The organism is Aggregatibacter sp. HK296, from assembly GCF_980469475.1.
In genome coordinates this window covers 1,804,581-1,822,380 of the sequence record NZ_OZ413142.1, presented here as the reverse complement: position 1 = coordinate 1,822,380, position 17,800 = coordinate 1,804,581, and the positions used below count along the sequence as shown (strand labels likewise).

The window sequence follows — 17,800 nt, the reverse complement described above, 5'->3', positions numbered from 1 at the left end:
GCTGTCTTTTGATAGCCTATTTTTTTACTCAGGAATTCTTATGCCGTCTAAATTTCCATACCTAAAAGCACTCGTTTTATTTCCTTTGCTTGCTCAAATTATTGGCACGCTCGTGAGCATTTACGTTGATGACAACACAGATGAATTATTTACTATAGCGGATGTCGTGCTATTTAGTTTCTTAGCCACATTTATCGTGGCAACTGTGCCGGCGCTGTTGATTGCGTTATGGGCAAAGATTTATCGCTACACGCGTTATAACGTGGTGGCGATCGTGTTAATTTCTCTGACTATTGCCTTTTGTTATGGAAACATCGCGAGTTTTATTTATATGACGCTAACCCAACCTGCTATGACCTTTGGCGTGTGGTTGCATGGCGGCGGCATTGATATGGCATTTTTGCTCAGCTTTGGTATGGCACTGTATTCGGTTCTCGTGTTGCCTTTGTTGTTGCCGAAAACGAGATAAATTGCGACTTGGATTGAGAACATAGGAGGGAAGACTATGCCAATTCTCACAACGCATTTATTACAGGATGTGATTCATATCGCCCGGCAAGCGGGCGAACATTTACGTCGTTTTTATCAACATTCGGTATCTGTTCAAATCAAAGCGGACAACACACCCGTGACGGAAGCGGATTTGTTTTCCAGTCAATTTTTAACGGAAAAACTGACCGCACTTACACCGCATATTCCCATTTTGTCAGAAGAAAATTGCAATATTCCCCTTGCGGAGCGGCAGGCGTGGGAGTCTTATTGGTTAATTGATCCTCTTGATGGTACGCAACAATTTATTAATCGCACCGATCAATTTTCCGTGCTCATTAGCTTAGTGAAAAATCATCAACCGGTGTTGGGCGTGATCCATGCACCGATATTGGGCTACACCTATTACGCCATGAAAGGATTCGGCGCCTATAAGCTGCAAGAGGGAAAACCGTGTAAATTGGCGTTCCGCGATATTACTTTAGACCGACCTTTGCGCATTGCCGTCGGTTCTGCAGCAACGGCGGAAAAAGTGCGGTCGATTTTAAGCCCGAATTTTGATTATGCATTTCACATTTGTGGTTCCAGCAGCTTAAAAAGCACATTGGTGGCGGACGGTGTATGCGATTGTTATATTCGCTTAGGTCGCACCGGTGAGTGGGACACGGCCGCCGCAGAGATTTTGCTGGCGGAAATGGGCGGGGTGGTATTTGACTTAAATTATCAACCGCTGACTTACAATCAACGGGAATCTTTCGTGAATCCGAACTTTTTAATGGGCGTTACGCGAGATTTTCCATGGGATAATATCTTTCGCTCCGATTTATCAGAGTGATTAGAAATGCCGGATGATTTTCCTTATCATACGACGCATTTATTAAATCGTAACATTAATGTGGTAACCAAATGAAAACAGAAAACTGTTGTATCGTTATCTTCGGCGCGTCCGGAGATTTAACCTATCGTAAACTTATTCCGGCGTTGTATGACCTTTATAAAATTGATCGGTTGGGCGATGATTTCTCCGTTTTGGGTGTGGCGCGCACCGAATTAAACGACGATTCTTTCCGTGAAAAAATGCGTCAAACGCTCATTGAACACGAAGGCGCGGAAGGCGAATGTTTAGAACAATTTTGTCGCCACTTATATTACCAAGCCGTTAACACCTCAGACAAAGCGGATTATGCCAAACTGATTCCGCGCCTTGATGCCTTGCATGAAACCTATAAAACCAACGGCAACACCTTATATTATTTATCCACCCCACCGAGTTTATACGGCGTGATTCCGGAATGTTTGGCAGAACATGGTTTAAACAAAGAAGAGAATGGTTGGAAACGTCTCATTGTGGAAAAACCGTTTGGTTATGATCGCAAAACGGCGGAAGCGTTGGACGTTCAAATTCACCGCTTCTTTGAGGAACACCAAATTTATCGTATCGACCATTATCTTGGTAAAGAAACCGTACAAAACCTGCTTGTATTGCGTTTTTCTAATGGTTGGTTTGAGCCGCTTTGGAACCGCAATTTTATTGAGTATGTGGAAATTACCGGTGCCGAATCTATTGGCGTAGAAGATCGCGGTGGTTATTACGACGGTTCCGGTGCAATGCGCGATATGTTCCAAAACCATTTGTTGCAAGTGTTGGCGATGGTGGCAATGGAGCCACCGGCGATTATCAATGCGGATTCCATGCGTGATGAAGTGGCGAAAGTATTGCACTGCTTACGCCCATTAACCCATGAAGACATGGAACATCATTTGGTGCTTGGACAATACACTGCCGCAGAAATTAACGGCAAAATGGCGAAAGGCTATTTGGAAGAAAAAGGCGTGCCGGCAGATTCCCGCACGGAAACTTACATGGCATTGCGTTGTGAAATTGAAAATTGGCGTTGGGCGGGCGTGCCGTTTTATGTACGCACCGGCAAACGTTTACCGGCGCGTGTCACTGAAATCGTGATTCACTTCAAAACCACACCGCACCCGGTGTTTAGCCAAAATGCACCGGAAAATAAATTGATTATCCGTATTCAGCCGGATGAAGCGATTTCCATGCGTTTTGGCTTGAAAAAACCGGGCGCAGGCTTTGAAGCAAAAGAAGTTTCCATGGATTTCCGCTATGCGGATTTAGCAGGCGCCACCGTAATGACCGCATACGAGCGTTTATTGCTTGATGCCATGAAAGGCGATGCGACCTTATTTGCCCGTACTGATGCCGTACACGCCGCTTGGAAATTTGTGCAACCGATTTTGGATTACAAAGCTCAAGGCGGTCGCGTGTATGACTACGAAGCCGGCAGTTGGGGCCCGATAGCCGCAGATAAACTGATTGCCAAAGAAGGCAAAGTATGGCGCAAACCGAGTGGTTTGATGAAGAAAAAAGTTTAATTTAGTCACTCTACGGAAAAACAATGAACTATATTACCTTTCCAACTGCTCAACATGCGGTGGAAAAAATCGCCCAAGAATTTGTGATTTATAGTCAAGCAAACCACCCTGTACACATTTCCTTGTCCGGCGGTTCTACACCGAAATTATTGTTTAAAACCTTGGCACAAGCTCCTTACGCGAATGCCATTAACTGGAAAAACCTCCATTTCTGGTGGGGCGATGATCGCATGGTGCCGCCATCTGATTCCGAAAGTAATTACGGTGAAGTACAAAAACTCTTGTTTGATCACATCAACATTCCGGCAGCAAACATTCACCGAATTTGTGGTGAAAACGAACCGCACTTAGAGCTTAAACGCTTTGAAGAAGAATTAAGTGCGGTCATTTCTGGCGGCGTTTTTGATTGGATTATCCTCGGCATGGGCGCAGACGGGCACACAGCTTCTTTGTTCCCGAATCAAACCAATTTCGCGGATGAAAATCTTGCCGTTATCGCCAAACATCCTGAAAGCGGACAGCTCCGCATTTCCAAAACCGCCAAATTAATTGAACAAGCCAAACGCATTACCTATTTGGTGACAGGCGAAGGCAAAGCGGAAATCCTCAAAGAAATTCAAACCACACCGGTGGAGAATCTGCCTTACCCGGCAGCTAAAATTCAGGCAAAAAACGGCGTGACGGAATGGTATTTGGATAAAGCAGCGGCGAAGTTGCTATAACGGATTGCGATTAGGCATAGTAGGCTTAAAGACATGATCGAATACAAAACCAATTTTCCTATTTCAGTAGAACAATTTATTGAGCTACTCAATAAAAGTACCTTAGGCGCACGCCGTCCGTTAGAGGATGAAAAACGTGTGGCGGCGATGTTACATCATGCCGATTTATTGGTGACAGCTTGGGATGGTGAGTTATTGGTGGGTGTCGCCCGTTCGGTGACGGATTTTGCATATTGTTGTTATTTGTCTGATTTGGCGGTGGACGAGCAATATCAAAAACAAGGTATCGGTTTGCAGTTAATCGAACACACCAAACAGGCATTACATCCACAAGCCAAAATCGTGCTGTTATCTGCTCCGCAAGCGGTGGATTATTATCCGCACATTGGGTTTACACAGCACATGAGTGCATGGACAAAGAGTTAAAAAACGTTTGGAAAAGTGACCGCACTTTTGTGTAGTCAGAAGATGGATTACTGATAGCGCACGCTTCATGGCCTGTGCTTGTAGATAAAGACACATGTTGGGAAACGTGCGCTATCATAGGGGCGATAAGTCCCCCTTCAATGGAGATAAAAGATGAAAAAACTTTTAATAATTGCCTTAGCAACCGTGCTGGTTGCTTGTTCTTCAGGTATCAATGTTGATGAGCTTATGATGAAAATGCCGAAAAGTGATCGCACTTTGGTGTTGCAAATCCCTGCATCCAGTAATCCACTTTCGGATTCGATGGTGGTAGGAATGATTAAAACATCAGGTTCTCCATCAACGTCAAGTATGGTACAAGCTTTATCTATTGATAATGCCAATATTGGTGTGGCAGGGAATAGTCAAATGATTAATAAAGCCACTGCACTTTATGCATTGGAACATGTCACGCAAGTCGGTAAAAATGTCGGTGTCTATATGATGGGTGACAGTGAAAGCGATAAAGCCGATTTAGAAAAAGCTGCAAGCAGAAAAAATATTAAATTACATTATTTTATTAACAAAAAGTAATCAGTTTGATAGCAGCATCACTGATGATAGCGCACGCTTCATAGTCTGTGTTTGTAGATAAAGGCATATGTAGGGAAACGTGCGTTGTTGAGGGGGAAAAGGCGTGACGGAATGGTATTTGGATAAAGCGGCGGCAAAAGATTTTGATATTGAGATGCTATTGGTGAAAAGATACCAAGATATTTTTAAAGAAAACCAAGAAATAATTGATGCTTTATTAAGTAACTCTAATTTATCAAAAATTCATTTAGGATTTGTGCCTGATGACTTTAAACAGAAAAAACATCGAATTTTAATTGTAGGGAGAGAAACTAGAGGTTGGGGAGAGAAGCGAAAGGATCTAGAAAAATATGATCAGAGCTCAGTTTATCAATTAATGAGTTTGAGTAAATCTTGGGTTATTCGCAATTTAGAAAGGTCTGACTCAGTAAATAAAAAAGGAAAATGTTTCTTTAATTTCTTTAGAAAAGTATCTCAAGAAAACCCTAATGCAAGTATTTTATGGGCGAATATATTCTGTGTGTCTTATAAAAAATCGAACCCTGGTAAAATAGATAGTGAATCAGTATTTGCAAATATAAAGAAAATATCAGAATCTTTATTAAAAGCTCAAATTGAAATTTTACAACCTAATATCATCATATTGGCATCTGGACTTGATAGACAAGCAATCATTGCTAGAAGAGCTTATTTTAAAGATGATTTAAAGCCAGCAGGTAAAAGTGCGGTGTCTGGTTTAGATAAAAAATATTTAGAACAGTTTTATTTTTCAGGTAATTACGATGAGGATATTTTATGTTATAGAACTGTTCATCCATCTAGTAGAAGAGAGCATTCAGTGATTGCGTTAAAAGAACTTAGAAAAATCTTAAAATCAAAGACAATGGATTAATATAAAAACAGGAGAAAACAATGTCAGTAAAAGGCGACATCGGTGTTATCGGCTTGGCCGTGATGGGGCAGAACCTCATTTTAAATATGAACGACCACGGGTTTAAAGTGGTGGCGTATAACCGTACCACATCCAAAGTGGATGAATTTTTACAAGGTGCGGCAAAAGGCACGAACATTATCGGTGCTTATTCTTTGGAAGATTTAGCGAGCAAATTAGAAAAACCGCGCAAAGTGATGTTAATGGTGCGCGCGGGGGAGGTGGTGGATCAATTCATTGATGCATTACTCCCGCACTTAGAAGAAGGCGACATCATTATTGATGGCGGTAACTCAAACTATCCGGACACCAACCGTCGTGTGGCGGCGTTGCGTGAAAAAGGCATTCGCTTTATCGGTACCGGCGTTTCCGGCGGTGAAGAGGGCGCACGCCACGGACCATCCATCATGCCGGGCGGTAACGAAGAAGCATGGCCATTCGTAAAACCGGTATTACAAGCAATTTCCGCCAAAACCGACAAAGGCGAAGCGTGCTGTGATTGGGTGGGCAAAGATGGCGCAGGTCATTTTGTGAAAATGGTGCATAACGGCATTGAATACGGCGATATGCAATTAATTTGCGAAGCCTACCAATTCTTAAAAGAAGGCGTGGGCTTGTCTGATGATGAGTTGGAAGCGACTTTCAAAGCATGGCGTAACACCGAATTAGACAGCTACTTAATCGACATCACCGCCGATATTCTTGGCTATAAAGATGAAGACGGTAACCGTTTAGTGGATAAAATTTTAGATACGGCAGGGCAAAAAGGTACGGGCAAATGGACGGGGATCAATGCCCTTGATTTCGGTATTCCATTGACCTTAATCACCGAGTCCGTGTTCGCCCGTTGCGTATCTGCTTTTAAAGATCAACGCGTTGCCGCAAGCCAATTATTCGGCAAAACCGTTGGCAAAGTGGAAGGCGATAAAAATGAATGGATTGAAGCGGTGCGCAAAGCTCTGTTGGCGTCAAAAATCATTTCTTACGCACAAGGCTTTATGTTGATTCGTGAAGCGTCTGAAAACTTCAACTGGAACATCAACTACGGCAACACCGCCTTATTATGGCGCGAAGGCTGTATTATCCGTAGCCGTTTCTTAGGCAACATTCGCGATGCGTACGAAGCGAACCCGGATTTAATCTTCTTAGGTTCCGACAGCTACTTCAAAGGCATTTTGGAAAACGCCATGGGCGAATGGCGCAAAGTGGTGGCAAAATCCATCGAAGTGGGCATTCCAATGCCATGTATGGCGTCGGCGATTACCTTCTTAGACGGTTACACTTCCGCCCGCCTGCCGGCAAATCTGTTGCAAGCGCAACGTGACTACTTCGGCGCGCACACTTACGAACGCACCGACAAACCACGCGGCGAATTCTTCCACACCAACTGGACGGGGCGCGGCGGCAATACCGCATCCACCACGTATGATGTGTAATTTGTAAAACACGCTGTAAATGGACCGCACTTTAAATGAAAGTGCGGTCATTTTTTTGAATGTTTTGGAGGTCGTATGTTATCGAAAGCCCGTTTAGAGCAAATCACAGAAATGGAAGGCATTCTGAACGAAGCCAATGATTTTTTAGCGGATGCCGAGGCATTTTTGGAAAAATGGCAGGCGTTTCTGCCGAAAATGGAAGCTTTGGAGCGCTATTATTTTGACGGTGACTGGCGTGAGGATTATGCCGCTTATGAACAAGGCGAAATTCCACCTGATTTGCCTTGCGGTGTATTGGGCGAAGATCCGGTGTTTAATGCGAGCGTTATGCAGCGGGAGTTAGCGGTGCAATGGCTGAAATTAATCAGTCGGATTTTAGACAATAATAAGTAAGTCGTACCAGATCATACAAATGCAAATTATTCTCAAGTAGATCTATTTTTCCTCTTATTTTTTATTTTTACAATCTAGCGTTATTCAACCTATGGCAGTTATCTCTGGCCTAGAGCGTTATTATCAACCGGGCAGAAACTTCGCCGCCTCCGTCGAAATTCGCTTCTAATCCAAGCTGAAATTCATTGAAAAAACAGACCGCACTTTGAGCATTTCAAAGTGCGGTCAATTTTTTATGTGTTTTTAAAAATTAATAGCTTGAGTTAATTAACACTTCTTCACCATATCCACCAAGGGTTGGCATTGGTTGGTAAGTGGAGTTAGCGGCGCGCATGAGGCGGATGCCGCGAACGCCGGCTTCTTTGGCAGCAAGAATGTCATCGTCACTGTCACCGTAGTGAATGGTGACTTTGTGTTTGATAATGCCAGGGGTTTTGTTGTATTTGGTGGTAAGCTCACGTCCGCCCATAAATTCAACCGGGTGCATGTCTTTAATATTAAAGGCTTTTTGTAATACTGGGGTAACGCCATCTTTATCGCCGGCAGTGCGTCCGGTGATGAAATAAATTTGGTCGCCACGGGCTTGGTGCATATTAATTAAATCTATGGCAATTTGTTTTGGAATGGAATATTGGTCACAACCGGCATTTACTTCATTCCAGAAATCTTGGTTTTTTAAGTAATCATGTTTGCCCGGAGAATATTTTTGTTGTCCGTGATAAAAACAAGGGCTACTGAATAGCACGGTATCGTCAATATCAAAACTTACATTGATCGGTGCTTTGCCTTCCAATTCTTTTTTCAGTTGCTCAACGGAAATCCAGTGGATTGGTTGTTCCACGAGCATTTCACGGGCATTGGTACCTTGATTGGTATAAGGTTCGGTTTTGGCCGCCATGGCGGGAATTGCTGCCGCGGTTAAAAGGGCGACAAGAGAAAGTTTAACAAGATTTTTCATTGTGACTCCTGATGAGATTGTGAATATATCGGCGGTAATCCTACCTTTTTTGTTCTATTACGCAATTTCGAGCAATCGTTTGCTATACAAAATTCTGACCGTGATCACATTTTTATCATGTGATTGGTGAATAAATAGCCAATATTGTTTTCCCCCTTGAATTCCCCCTAAATTACCTCAATATAACCTCCACATTTTCCATTTTTAAAGGATAGCATTATGACTACGATTGTAAGTGTACGTCGCAACGGCAAAGTGGTTGTCGGCGGTGACGGACAGGTTTCCCTTGGCAATACGGTGATGAAAGGTAACGCGCGCAAAGTGCGTCGTTTGTATAATGGCAAAGTGTTGGCCGGTTTTGCCGGCGGCACGGCAGATGCCTTTACATTGTTTGAGCTTTTTGAGCGTAAATTGGAAATGCACCAAGGGCATTTATTGAAAAGTGCGGTGGAATTAGCGAAAGATTGGCGCACCGACCGCGCACTGCGTAAATTAGAAGCCATGTTAATCGTCGCGGATGAAAAAGAAAGCCTGATCATTACCGGTATCGGTGATGTGGTACAACCGGAAGAAGATCAGATTCTTGCTATCGGTTCCGGCGGCAACTACGCTTTATCTGCTGCCCGTGCGTTAGTGGAAAATACGGAATTATCGGCGCGTGAAATTGTAGAAAAATCTCTCAAAATTGCCGGTGAAATTTGTGTGTTTACCAATACCAATTTCACTATTGAAGAATTGCCGAATTAAAAATTTATAAGGAATAAACCATGTCTGAAATGACGCCTCGTGAAATAGTTTCTGAATTAGATCAACATATTATCGGTCAAAGCGACGCCAAGCGCGCAGTAGCAATTGCCCTAAGAAACCGTTGGCGCAGAATGCAGCTGCAAGAGCCAATGCGCCATGAAGTGACCCCGAAAAATATTCTTATGATTGGGCCGACTGGCGTGGGGAAAACCGAAATTGCCCGCCGTTTGGCAAAATTAGCCAATGCGCCGTTCATTAAAGTAGAAGCCACTAAATTTACCGAAGTAGGTTATGTGGGCAAAGAAGTGGATTCCATTATTCGCGATTTAACCGACAGCGCCATGAAATTGGTGCGCCAACAGGAAATCGTCAAAAATCGTGCTAAAGCAGAAGAAGCGGCAGAAGAGCGAATTTTAGATGCTTTATTGCCTGCGGCGAAGAACCAATGGGGTGAAGTGGAAAACCGTGATAGTCAAAGCAACACCCGTCAGATTTTCCGTAAGAAACTACGCGAAGGTCAGTTAGACGATAAAGAAGTGGAAATCGATGTCGCAGGTGTATCTATGGGCGTGGAAATTATGGCACCTCCGGGCATGGAAGACATGACGAGTCAATTACAATCCATGTTCGAGAATCTTTCCGGTAGCCAAACTAAAAAACGTAAAATGAAAATTAAGGATGCGTTAAAAACCTTAATTGACGATGAAGCGGCGAAACTGGTGAACCCGGAAGAGTTGAAACAAAAAGCCATTGATGCGGTGGAGCAAAACGGCATCGTGTTTATCGATGAAATCGACAAAATTTGTAAGAAAGGCGAATACAGCGGTGCGGATGTTTCCCGCGAAGGTGTGCAACGTGATTTATTGCCGTTAGTGGAAGGTTCAACCGTCAACACCAAACACGGTATGGTGAAAACCGATCACATTTTGTTTATCGCTTCCGGTGCGTTCCAAGTGGCACGCCCGTCAGATTTAATCCCGGAATTACAAGGCCGTTTGCCGATTCGTGTGGAACTTTCTGCACTCACTGCCGAGGATTTCGAGCGTATTCTGACTGAGCCGAATGCCTCTTTAACCGAGCAATACAAAGCCTTAATGGCAACGGAAGGGGTGAATATTGAATTTACTCAAGACGCCATTAAGAAAATCGCCGAAGCGGCATTTCGTGTCAACGAAAAGACCGAAAATATCGGTGCGCGCCGTTTACATACGGTAATGGAGCGCTTAATGGATAAAATTTCTTTCAACGCCAGCGACATGGATGGTCAAACCGTGAACATTGATGCCGCATATGTCACTGAAGCCTTGGGTGAGGTGATCGAGAACGAAGATTTAAGCCGTTTCATTCTGTAATTTTTTCTTGGTTATGAAGGCACGATAAACATCGTGCCTTTTGTTTTCTTAAGTGCGGTGGGTTTTTAGAAAGTTTTTGTAGTTGCAAGGTAAGTTGTTTACAATGAGCCCATCTTTTCATCAGCTTGAGTGTCATTATGCAAATAAAAAAATACCTTGCCGCATTATTATTAGGCTCCGTATTATTAACCGGATGTTCTTCTTCTATCGATCCGCAAACCGGCGAACGTAAAGACGTCTTAGAAGGGTTTAACCGCACAATGTGGGATTTCAACTATCACGTTGCTGACCCTTATGTGTTGAAACCGTTAGCTAAGGGCTGGAAAAACTATGTGCCAAGTCCGGTGCGTACCGGTGTCATTAATGTGGCGGATAACCTTGATGAACCGGCAAGTTTTGCCAACCGTTTGATTCAAGGTGATTTTAAGCAGGCACTCATTCATTTTAACCGTTTCTGGATTAACACGATTTTCGGATTGGGTGGTTTAATTGATGTGGCAAGTTATAGCGATCCGTTGAAAAAACAAGATGATAACCGTTTTGGTGATACGTTAGGGCGCTATGGTGTTGGAACCGGCCCTTATGTGATGTTGCCGTTATATGGTGCCGCAACACCGCGCCAAGACATTGGTAATCTGGCGGATACGACTTATCCAATGCTTTCCTTGCTTGGTCCTTGGGGCTTCTTAAAAGCCGGGTTGCAAGGCATTGATACGCGTGCGAAATTGATGGATAAAGAAGCGCTATTAGATCAGGCACAAGACCCGTACCTCACTTTCCGTGAAGCTTATTTCCAACGATTGGAACAACGCATCAACGGCGATAAAGAGAAAAAAGCGGATCCGGTTTTATCAAACGATATTCTCAACCAAATTGATTAATAGGAGAGCGGTTATGGAAATGTCATCTACCCAACGTTTAATTTTAGTTAACCAATATAAATTAATGGCGCTATTGGATCCGAACAATGCGGCAAAATACCAACGTTTAGAAGCCATTGTGAAAGGTGGGTTTAGCTTGGAATTGGGTGAATTGGACAATGAGTTTTCAGTAATTTCGGAAGAAGAATGCCACACGGTATTGGATACGTTGGAAATGTATAAAGCGTTGCAAATTTCCTATAACAATTTGAGTGATAAATCCGAATTGAGCGAACACCGATTACAGTTTGTCGGTTACTGCGCGGTACGTGAGAAAAAATACCTTAACTATCTCCGTTTTATCACAAGCGTGGAAGGAAAATATCAGGAGTTTATGCGTTGCGAACACGGTTGCGATTCTCAAACGCCAATGAGAGACAAATATTCTCGCATGATCGATGCCTGGAAAGCGTGCCCGCATGAATATCATTTAAGCATGGCAGAAATTGAGAATATCTTGAATGCTTAATTTTTAAAAACAACGCAAAAATAAACCGCACTTTAGTGACTAAAGTGCGGTTGTTTTTTTATGGTGAATTTTATTTGGGATTACAAATAAGATTTTTCAACCACTTTCAAGTTGTCATCTAATTTGTACACCAATGGCTGACCGGTTGGGATTTCTAAATCCATAATATCCGCATCAGAAATGCCTTCAATGTGTTTTGCAAGTGCGCGCAAAGAGTTACCGTGCGCAACCACTAAAACGCGTTTACCGCTTAATAATGCCGGTGCGATTTGGTCTTCCCAGAACGGAAGTACACGCTCTAAGGTCACTTTTAAGTTTTCGCCATCCGGAATGACATCAGCCGGTAAGTGTGCGTAGCGACGGTCATTGTGGGCAGAATTTGGGTCTTTCGGATCTAATAATGGTGGCAATGTGTCGTAAGAACGGCGCCAAATGTGAACTTGCTCATCACCGTATTTTTCGGCGGTGGCTTTTTTGTCTAAGCCTTGTAGTTCACCATAGTGACGTTCGTTTAAACGCCAGTTTTTTACTTGTGGAATCCATAATTGGTGAGATTCTTCCAACACGATATTACAGGTTTTGATCGCACGAGTGAGGACGGAGGTGAAAGCAATGTCGAATTCAAAACCGGCATTCAATAATTTTTGACCTGCGGTTTTGGCTTCTTCCACGCCGCGCTCTGTCAAATTGACATCGCGCCAACCGGTAAATAAGTTTTTTGCATTCCATTCACTGAAGCCGTGACGAATAAAAACTAATTCCATAATAAGTCTCCTAGATTAATTAAAAAAACTGCTTCAGTTATAGCAAAAAAACGCTTTTTTATAAAGGAAAAACTCGTTTATTTTCTACCGCACTTTTGCGTCAAAAGGGCATCTTTCGCGAGGTTTTTTCGTGTGTCTATTTTCATAAAAAAGAGGCAACCGATTGCCTTCGGTGAATCTGTGAAATAGATCAAAATACAGGGAATTAATCGGAAATAAACGTTCCCATCACAGCGCTTTTTAGATAGGCTAGGGGGAGTTTTTTAATCATTCATGTTACAAGGAGTCACTATGTCAGCACTTTTCGAGATGGCACAAAATTGGTTAAACCAAGATCCGGACGCTGAAACGCACGCAGAATTAACCGCACTTTTAAGCGCGGCAAAAGGTGGAGATGCAAAAGCGGAAGCTGAACTTGCTGCCCGTTTTGACGGACGTTTACAATTCGGTACCGCCGGTTTACGTGGTCGCCTGCAAGCCGGTTCTATGGGGATGAATCGTGTGTTGGTGGCGCAAGCTGCCGGCGGGTTGGCTGAGTATTTAAAAGGGTATGACAAACAGCCTTCCATCGTGATTGGTTATGACGGCCGTAAAAACTCCGATGTATTTGCACGCGACACGGCTGAAATCATGGCGGGCGCGGGCATTAAAGCGTATTTATTACCACGCAATTTACCAACCCCGGTGTTGGCTTACGCTATTCAATATTTTGATACCACCGCAGGCGTGATGGTGACAGCCAGCCACAACCCACCGGAAGATAACGGCTATAAAGTTTATTTGGGCAAAGCCAACGGCGGCGGACAAATTGTTTCTCCGGCAGACAAAGACATTGCGGCGTTAATTGATAAAGTCGCTGCCGGCAGTGTGAAAGATTTACCGCGTAGCCAAGATTACATCGTATTAGATGACACTGTGGTGGATGCTTACATTGCGAAAACAGCCGCGCTTGCGAAAGAACCTCAAACCGACATTAACTATGTTTACACCGCCATGCACGGTGTGGGCTATGAAGTGTTGAGCAAAACATTAGCCAAAGCAGGCTTGCCACAACCGCACATCGTTGCTGAACAAGTCTGGCCGGACGGCACTTTCCCAACCGTGAACTTCCCTAATCCGGAAGAAAAAGGTGCGTTAGATTTAGCGATTCAAGTGGCAAAAGCACACAATGCCGAATTTATTATTGCGAATGACCCGGATGCTGACCGTTTAGCGGTGGCAGTGCCGGATGCTGAAGGCAACTGGAAACCATTGCACGGCAACGTGGTGGGCTGCTTCTTAGGTTGGTATTTGGCGAAACAATATCAAGCACAAGGTAAAAAAGGCGTATTGGCTTGTTCCCTCGTGTCCTCGCCTGCCTTGGCAGAGATTGCGAAACGTTATGGTTTTGAATCCCAAGAAACCCTTACCGGTTTCAAATATATCGGTAAAGTTCAAGGCTTGTTATTCGGTTTTGAAGAAGCGTTGGGTTATTTGGTGGATCCGGACAAAGTACGCGATAAAGACGGTATTTCAGCCGCTATCGTATTCTTGGATTTAGTGCGTAGCTTGAAGAAACAAGGCAAAACCTTGGCAGATTATGCAGAGGAATTCACCAAAGAATTTGGCGCTTATGTGAGCGGACAAATTTCTATTCGTGTGAGCGATTTGTCTGAAATCGGCAAATTAATGACCGCACTTCGCAACAACCCGCCAAGCCAAATCGGTGGTTTCAATGTGGTACAATTTATCGACCACACCAAAACCGACCGTCAAAGCGACATTTTGGTCTTCGTCTTGGAAAACGGCAGCCGCCTTATTGCGCGTCCGTCCGGTACTGAACCGAAAATCAAATTCTATCTTGATGCACGTGGTACAGATCCGAAAAATGCCGATCATGTGTTGGCGGAATTCGATGCGGCAGTTCGCACGATTTTACGTCAAGAGGCGTATGGTAAGCAGGATTGCTAATCAGCCCGACTAACGAGAAATAAAAAACGGTATTCTTATTTAAGAATACCGTTTTCTTTTGGAAAGTGCGGTGGATTTATGCCGCTTTTTTCTCAAAGAATTTCATTAATGGCAATATCACTAAACAACAAATTGCGCCTACAGCCAAACCGGTAACCAGTGTGGCGATTTGCCCTAAAACGCCTTCAGCGAGGTGAAGATTTTCTAAAAAGTGGTGAATGGCTTCAACGTTATGTACGAAAATCCCGCCACCGACCAAGAACATCGCTAGGGTGCCAATGAAGCTTAATGATCGCATGAATTTGGGCATTAAAAATAAAACGCCTTTGCCGACATGGCTTGCGATACCGCCTTTTCGCATTAAAAATAAACCGAAATCATCTGCTTTGACGATAAGCGCCACAATGCCGTAAACGAAAACAGTGATGCCAATTCCGATGAGTGAAAGGGCGATGATTTGCACGGAAATCGGCGATTCGGCAAGTTCACCTAAGGCGATAATAATGATTTCGGCAGAAAGAATGAAATCTGTACGCACGGCACCACGAATTTTGGCTTTTTCATCGAAAGCAGTTTTTTTGTGATGGTGTTCATGAGCAAAAAATTTATGCAGGATTTTTTCCACGCCTTCAAAGCACAAATAGGCTCCGCCGAGCATCAATAAAGGCACGATCAGTGCCGGTAAAAAGGCAGCTAATAACAGCGCGATAGGAATTAAAATAACTTTGTTCACCAAGGAACCTTTTGCCACTGCCCATACAATCGGCAATTCCCGTTCTGCAGTGGCGCCGGTCACTTGATTGGCGTTCAACGCCAAATCATCCCCCACCACACCGACCGTTTTCTTGGCAGCCACTTTGGTCATCACAGACACATCGTCCAATAACGATGCAATATCATCCAATAAAGTAAATAATGAGCTAAACGCCATTTTCTTTCCTTGTATTAAAACGAAACAAATAAGCGCATATTGTGGGGAAGAGGGAGAAGAGAAGTCAACGGGAATTTACGAAAGTGCGGTTAAAAACGAGGGAGATTTTAACCGCACTTTTGGTGAGATGGGCTATATTTTTTATCGGGAACAGATTGCAATGATGAAAAATAATTCATTTTTTTAACAGGAGAAATCAGGTCTGGTACAAATTAGTGGTATATTTGTGCGGCGTTACAAGAAAGGAATAATTATGGTTATGCAGTATCAAATGAATAAGTCACTACTTCGGGCTAAAAACATGTTAAGCAGGCAAAAAATGCGTCTGATTTTCACCGCACTTTTGTTCTGCACGCCCCTTTCTTTTGCTGCACCTAACGAGGATTTATCAAAAATTCATCAGCAAATTCAACAACAAAAACAGAAAATTGAGCAGCAAAAGCGGGAACAGCAGAAACTACAGAGCACATTAAAAACTCAAGAAAATCAGATTAATTCGGTGATCGGGCAATTACGTCAAACGGAATCGGATTTAAAAGAAATTCGCAAAAATATCGGCGATACCGATAGACAAATCAAACAGTTACAAAAACAAGAAAAAGAACAAAAAGCAAAACTGGCGAAGCAGTTGGATTCTGCATATCGTTCCGGCACGAATCCATCGGTGGCGGAGCGGATGCTGTCCGATAAAGGGCAAAATGCAGAACGCATGAAAGCGTATTATGAGCATTTAAATCAAGCCCGCATGAAACTTATTGAGGAATTAAAAAATACACAAATACAGTTGGCAAAACAAAAAGATGTGATTGCCGAACAGCAAAAGGAACAACAAGCGCAACTTGCCGGGCAGAAAAAACAGCAGCAAGAATTGCAAAAAGTACAGAAGGAACGGCAAAGCACGTTGAACCAACTGAATCAAAACTTAACGCGTGATGAAAATAAATTAGAAGCGCTGAAAGCCAACGAAAATGCGTTGCGCCAAGAAATCCAACGAGCGGAGCAGGTGGCGCGTCAGCAAGAACAACGTGAACGAGAAGCCTTGGCGCAGAAAAAACAGGCGGAAGAAACCAAACATCACAAGCCTTATCAACCGACAGCGCAGGAGCTGCAACTGTTGAACAGCACCGCAGGGTTAGGCACGCCGAAAAAACAATATGGTTTTCCGGTGGCGGGCAAAGTCGTGAACAGTTTTGGTTCAACTCAAATGGGCGAGTTGCGTTGGAAGGGGATCGTGATTGCGGCGGGCGCTGGTACACCGGTGAAAGCCATTGCTGACGGGCGGGTGATTCTTGCTAACTGGCTGCAAGGTTACGGCTTAATGGTGATCGTGAAACATGGCGATAGCGATTTGAGTTTGTATGGCTATAACCAATCGGTTGCGGTGAAAGAAGGGCAGCTCGTGAAAGCCGGCCAAAAAATCGGTGAAGTGGGCAATAGCGGCGGCCAATCGAAAAACGGATTGTATTTTGAGATTCGTCGCAAAGGTGTGGCAGTGAATCCGTTAGGTTGGTTGCGATGAATTGGGCGATCAGAAAAACGTTGTTGTTGGCGACCGCACTTTTGTCGGCACCCTTTGCCTATTCTGCTAAACTAGCCATAGTGATTGACGATTTAGGCTATCATGCGAAAGAAGATGCTCAGATTTTGGCGATGCCGAAAGCGGTGTCGGTGGCGATTATTCCGGCTGCGCCTTACGCCAAACAGCGTAATCAACAGGCGTTCCAACAAGGGCGTGATATTCTCATTCATATGCCCATGGAAACGCAGTCTAAAATGAAAATTGAAGACGGTGGTTTGCATTTGGGCATGTCACAAGGGGAGGTGAATCACCGCGTTCAAACCGCTCACAATATTGTTTCCAACGCCATTGGGATGAACAATCATATGGGAAGCGCCGCCACGGCAGATGGGCCGTTAATGACCAAATTAATGACCGCACTTCGTGAGCGTCATTTGTCTTTCCTGGATAGCCGCACTATTGGTCGCAGTGTGGCGGGTAAAATGGCAAAAGAACAAGGTGTACGCACGTTAGATCGGCATATCTTTTTAGACGACAGCGATACGTTTGCTGATGTGCAACGACAATTTCAAGCCGCCGTGCAATATGCACAGAAACACGGCATCGCCATTGCCATCGGGCATCCGCGAAAAAATACCATTGCCGTCTTGCAAGCGGGCATCGCCAATTTGCCTGCGGACGTGCAGCTGGTTTCTATGGGTAGTTTGTGGCGAAACGAAAAAGTAGCACCGCCGAAACCTTTTATCCTTCTCTTTAGCGAAATGCCTGCGCCCACCTCCATTCCACCTTATACCTCAGTACCATTGTTGCGTGGCGTGCCTTAGTCTTG

19 protein-coding genes are annotated in these 17,800 nt (G+C 43.9%); 16 read left to right on the top strand and 3 right to left on the bottom strand.

The window, feature by feature from the left end; genetic code table 11:
• The first annotated feature begins 40 nt into the window (after positions 1-40).
• From AC30SH_RS08700 to AC30SH_RS08660, 9 genes are all read left to right on the top strand, one after another.
• Complete coding sequence (locus AC30SH_RS08700; protein WP_489582376.1) at positions 41-469, top strand: hypothetical protein; 429 nt, start codon at positions 41-43, stop codon at positions 467-469.
• 36 nt (positions 470-505) lie between these two features.
• Positions 506-1,324 (top strand): 3'(2'),5'-bisphosphate nucleotidase CysQ, encoded by an 819-nt coding sequence (cysQ, locus tag AC30SH_RS08695; protein WP_489582375.1) that lies wholly within the window; start codon positions 506-508, stop codon positions 1,322-1,324.
• 71 nt (positions 1,325-1,395) lie between these two features.
• Positions 1,396-2,880: a glucose-6-phosphate dehydrogenase gene (zwf, locus tag AC30SH_RS08690; RefSeq protein WP_489582374.1), complete on the top strand. Its 1,485-nt coding sequence runs from the start codon at positions 1,396-1,398 to the stop codon at positions 2,878-2,880.
• Positions 2,881-2,903: 23 nt separating this feature from the next.
• A complete protein-coding gene (pgl, locus tag AC30SH_RS08685; RefSeq protein WP_489582373.1) occupies positions 2,904-3,602 on the top strand; it encodes a 6-phosphogluconolactonase in 699 nt (232 codons plus the stop codon).
• Between the two features lie 33 nt (positions 3,603-3,635).
• Positions 3,636-4,028: a GNAT family N-acetyltransferase gene (locus tag AC30SH_RS08680; RefSeq protein ID WP_212510216.1), complete on the top strand. Its 393-nt coding sequence runs from the start codon at positions 3,636-3,638 to the stop codon at positions 4,026-4,028.
• Between the two features lie 153 nt (positions 4,029-4,181).
• Entirely contained in the window at positions 4,182-4,601 is a 420-nt protein-coding gene (locus AC30SH_RS08675) for a hypothetical protein (RefSeq protein ID WP_489582372.1), read from the top strand.
• A gap of 103 nt (positions 4,602-4,704) precedes the next feature.
• On the top strand, positions 4,705-5,493 hold the full coding sequence (locus AC30SH_RS08670) for a hypothetical protein (protein ID WP_489582371.1): 789 nt from the start codon (positions 4,705-4,707) through the stop codon (positions 5,491-5,493).
• A 20-nt stretch (positions 5,494-5,513) separates the two neighbouring features.
• Positions 5,514-6,968 (top strand): decarboxylating NADP(+)-dependent phosphogluconate dehydrogenase, encoded by a 1,455-nt coding sequence (gene gnd / locus AC30SH_RS08665; protein WP_230621842.1) that lies wholly within the window; start codon positions 5,514-5,516, stop codon positions 6,966-6,968.
• Positions 6,969-7,043: 75 nt separating this feature from the next.
• Positions 7,044-7,361 carry a DUF4298 domain-containing protein gene (locus AC30SH_RS08660; protein ID WP_489582370.1) on the top strand — a complete coding sequence of 106 codons (318 nt, stop codon included), beginning with the start codon at positions 7,044-7,046 and terminating at the stop codon, positions 7,359-7,361.
• A 250-nt stretch (positions 7,362-7,611) separates the two neighbouring features.
• On the opposite strand, the gene aphA is transcribed toward AC30SH_RS08660, so the two are convergent.
• Positions 7,612-8,319 carry an acid phosphatase AphA gene (aphA, locus tag AC30SH_RS08655; RefSeq protein WP_442542174.1) on the bottom strand — a complete coding sequence of 236 codons (708 nt, stop codon included), beginning with the start codon at positions 8,317-8,319 and terminating at the stop codon, positions 7,612-7,614.
• Positions 8,320-8,538: 219 nt separating this feature from the next.
• Between aphA and hslV the strand changes: the two genes are divergently transcribed.
• The 4 genes from hslV (at position 8,539) to AC30SH_RS08635 (ending at position 11,807) form a co-directional block, all read left to right on the top strand.
• Complete coding sequence (gene hslV, locus AC30SH_RS08650) at positions 8,539-9,066, top strand: ATP-dependent protease subunit HslV (protein WP_005704683.1); 528 nt, start codon at positions 8,539-8,541, stop codon at positions 9,064-9,066.
• Between the two features lie 20 nt (positions 9,067-9,086).
• Positions 9,087-10,418, top strand: a complete 1,332-nt coding sequence (hslU, locus tag AC30SH_RS08645; protein WP_005715625.1) for an ATP-dependent protease ATPase subunit HslU — start codon at positions 9,087-9,089, stop codon at positions 10,416-10,418.
• A 137-nt stretch (positions 10,419-10,555) separates the two neighbouring features.
• The gene (locus AC30SH_RS08640; protein ID WP_489582369.1) at positions 10,556-11,299 is read left to right on the top strand and encodes an MlaA family lipoprotein; all 744 of its coding nucleotides are present in this window, start codon (positions 10,556-10,558) and stop codon (positions 11,297-11,299) included.
• Positions 11,300-11,312: 13 nt separating this feature from the next.
• Positions 11,313-11,807, top strand: coding sequence for a YfbU family protein (locus AC30SH_RS08635; protein ID WP_314886173.1), 495 nt, complete (start codon positions 11,313-11,315; stop codon positions 11,805-11,807).
• Positions 11,808-11,887: 80 nt separating this feature from the next.
• On the opposite strand, the gene AC30SH_RS08630 is transcribed toward AC30SH_RS08635, so the two are convergent.
• On the bottom strand, positions 11,888-12,571 hold the full coding sequence (locus tag AC30SH_RS08630) for a 2,3-diphosphoglycerate-dependent phosphoglycerate mutase (protein WP_048749730.1): 684 nt from the start codon (positions 12,569-12,571) through the stop codon (positions 11,888-11,890).
• A gap of 291 nt (positions 12,572-12,862) precedes the next feature.
• On the opposite strand from AC30SH_RS08630, the gene AC30SH_RS08625 reads away from it, so the two are divergent.
• Positions 12,863-14,521: a phospho-sugar mutase gene (locus tag AC30SH_RS08625; protein WP_314886175.1), complete on the top strand. Its 1,659-nt coding sequence runs from the start codon at positions 12,863-12,865 to the stop codon at positions 14,519-14,521.
• 76 nt (positions 14,522-14,597) lie between these two features.
• Here the strand turns inward: AC30SH_RS08625 and AC30SH_RS08620 are convergent, their stop codons facing one another.
• Positions 14,598-15,452, bottom strand: a complete 855-nt coding sequence (locus AC30SH_RS08620) for a DUF808 domain-containing protein (RefSeq protein ID WP_314886176.1) — start codon at positions 15,450-15,452, stop codon at positions 14,598-14,600.
• Positions 15,453-15,723: 271 nt separating this feature from the next.
• Here AC30SH_RS08620 and envC point away from each other — a divergent pair, with 271 nt between their 5' ends.
• Positions 15,724-16,971: a murein hydrolase activator EnvC gene (envC, locus tag AC30SH_RS08615; protein WP_390882815.1), complete on the top strand. Its 1,248-nt coding sequence runs from the start codon at positions 15,724-15,726 to the stop codon at positions 16,969-16,971.
• Complete coding sequence (locus AC30SH_RS08610; RefSeq protein WP_315028334.1) at positions 16,968-17,795, top strand: divergent polysaccharide deacetylase family protein; 828 nt, start codon at positions 16,968-16,970, stop codon at positions 17,793-17,795. Before envC ends, AC30SH_RS08610 begins: the two co-directional genes overlap by 4 nt.
• Positions 17,796-17,800 lie beyond the last annotated feature (5 nt).

Bases quoted from the DNA above. Each gene is read 5' to 3' on its own strand.
- AC30SH_RS08635 (WP_314886173.1), top strand. From the start codon at position 11,313: ATGGAAATGTCATCTACCCAACGTTTAATTTTAGTTAACCAATATAAA.
- zwf (WP_489582374.1), top strand. From the start codon at position 1,396: ATGAAAACAGAAAACTGTTGTATCGTTATCTTCGGCGCGTCCGGAGAT.
- AC30SH_RS08610 (WP_315028334.1), top strand. From the start codon at position 16,968: ATGAATTGGGCGATCAGAAAAACGTTGTTGTTGGCGACCGCACTTTTG.
- aphA (WP_442542174.1), bottom strand. From the start codon at position 8,319: ATGAAAAATCTTGTTAAACTTTCTCTTGTCGCCCTTTTAACCGCGGCA.
- AC30SH_RS08675 (WP_489582372.1), top strand. From the start codon at position 4,182: ATGAAAAAACTTTTAATAATTGCCTTAGCAACCGTGCTGGTTGCTTGT.
- AC30SH_RS08625 (WP_314886175.1), top strand. From the start codon at position 12,863: ATGTCAGCACTTTTCGAGATGGCACAAAATTGGTTAAACCAAGATCCG.
- gnd (WP_230621842.1), top strand. From the start codon at position 5,514: ATGTCAGTAAAAGGCGACATCGGTGTTATCGGCTTGGCCGTGATGGGG.
- AC30SH_RS08640 (WP_489582369.1), top strand. From the start codon at position 10,556: ATGCAAATAAAAAAATACCTTGCCGCATTATTATTAGGCTCCGTATTA.
- AC30SH_RS08700 (WP_489582376.1), top strand. From the start codon at position 41: ATGCCGTCTAAATTTCCATACCTAAAAGCACTCGTTTTATTTCCTTTG.
- envC (WP_390882815.1), top strand. From the start codon at position 15,724: ATGAATAAGTCACTACTTCGGGCTAAAAACATGTTAAGCAGGCAAAAA.
- AC30SH_RS08680 (WP_212510216.1), top strand. From the start codon at position 3,636: ATGATCGAATACAAAACCAATTTTCCTATTTCAGTAGAACAATTTATT.
- AC30SH_RS08630 (WP_048749730.1), bottom strand. From the start codon at position 12,571: ATGGAATTAGTTTTTATTCGTCACGGCTTCAGTGAATGGAATGCAAAA.
- hslU (WP_005715625.1), top strand. From the start codon at position 9,087: ATGTCTGAAATGACGCCTCGTGAAATAGTTTCTGAATTAGATCAACAT.
- cysQ (WP_489582375.1), top strand. From the start codon at position 506: ATGCCAATTCTCACAACGCATTTATTACAGGATGTGATTCATATCGCC.
- hslV (WP_005704683.1), top strand. From the start codon at position 8,539: ATGACTACGATTGTAAGTGTACGTCGCAACGGCAAAGTGGTTGTCGGC.
- AC30SH_RS08660 (WP_489582370.1), top strand. From the start codon at position 7,044: ATGTTATCGAAAGCCCGTTTAGAGCAAATCACAGAAATGGAAGGCATT.
- AC30SH_RS08620 (WP_314886176.1), bottom strand. From the start codon at position 15,452: ATGGCGTTTAGCTCATTATTTACTTTATTGGATGATATTGCATCGTTA.
- pgl (WP_489582373.1), top strand. From the start codon at position 2,904: ATGAACTATATTACCTTTCCAACTGCTCAACATGCGGTGGAAAAAATC.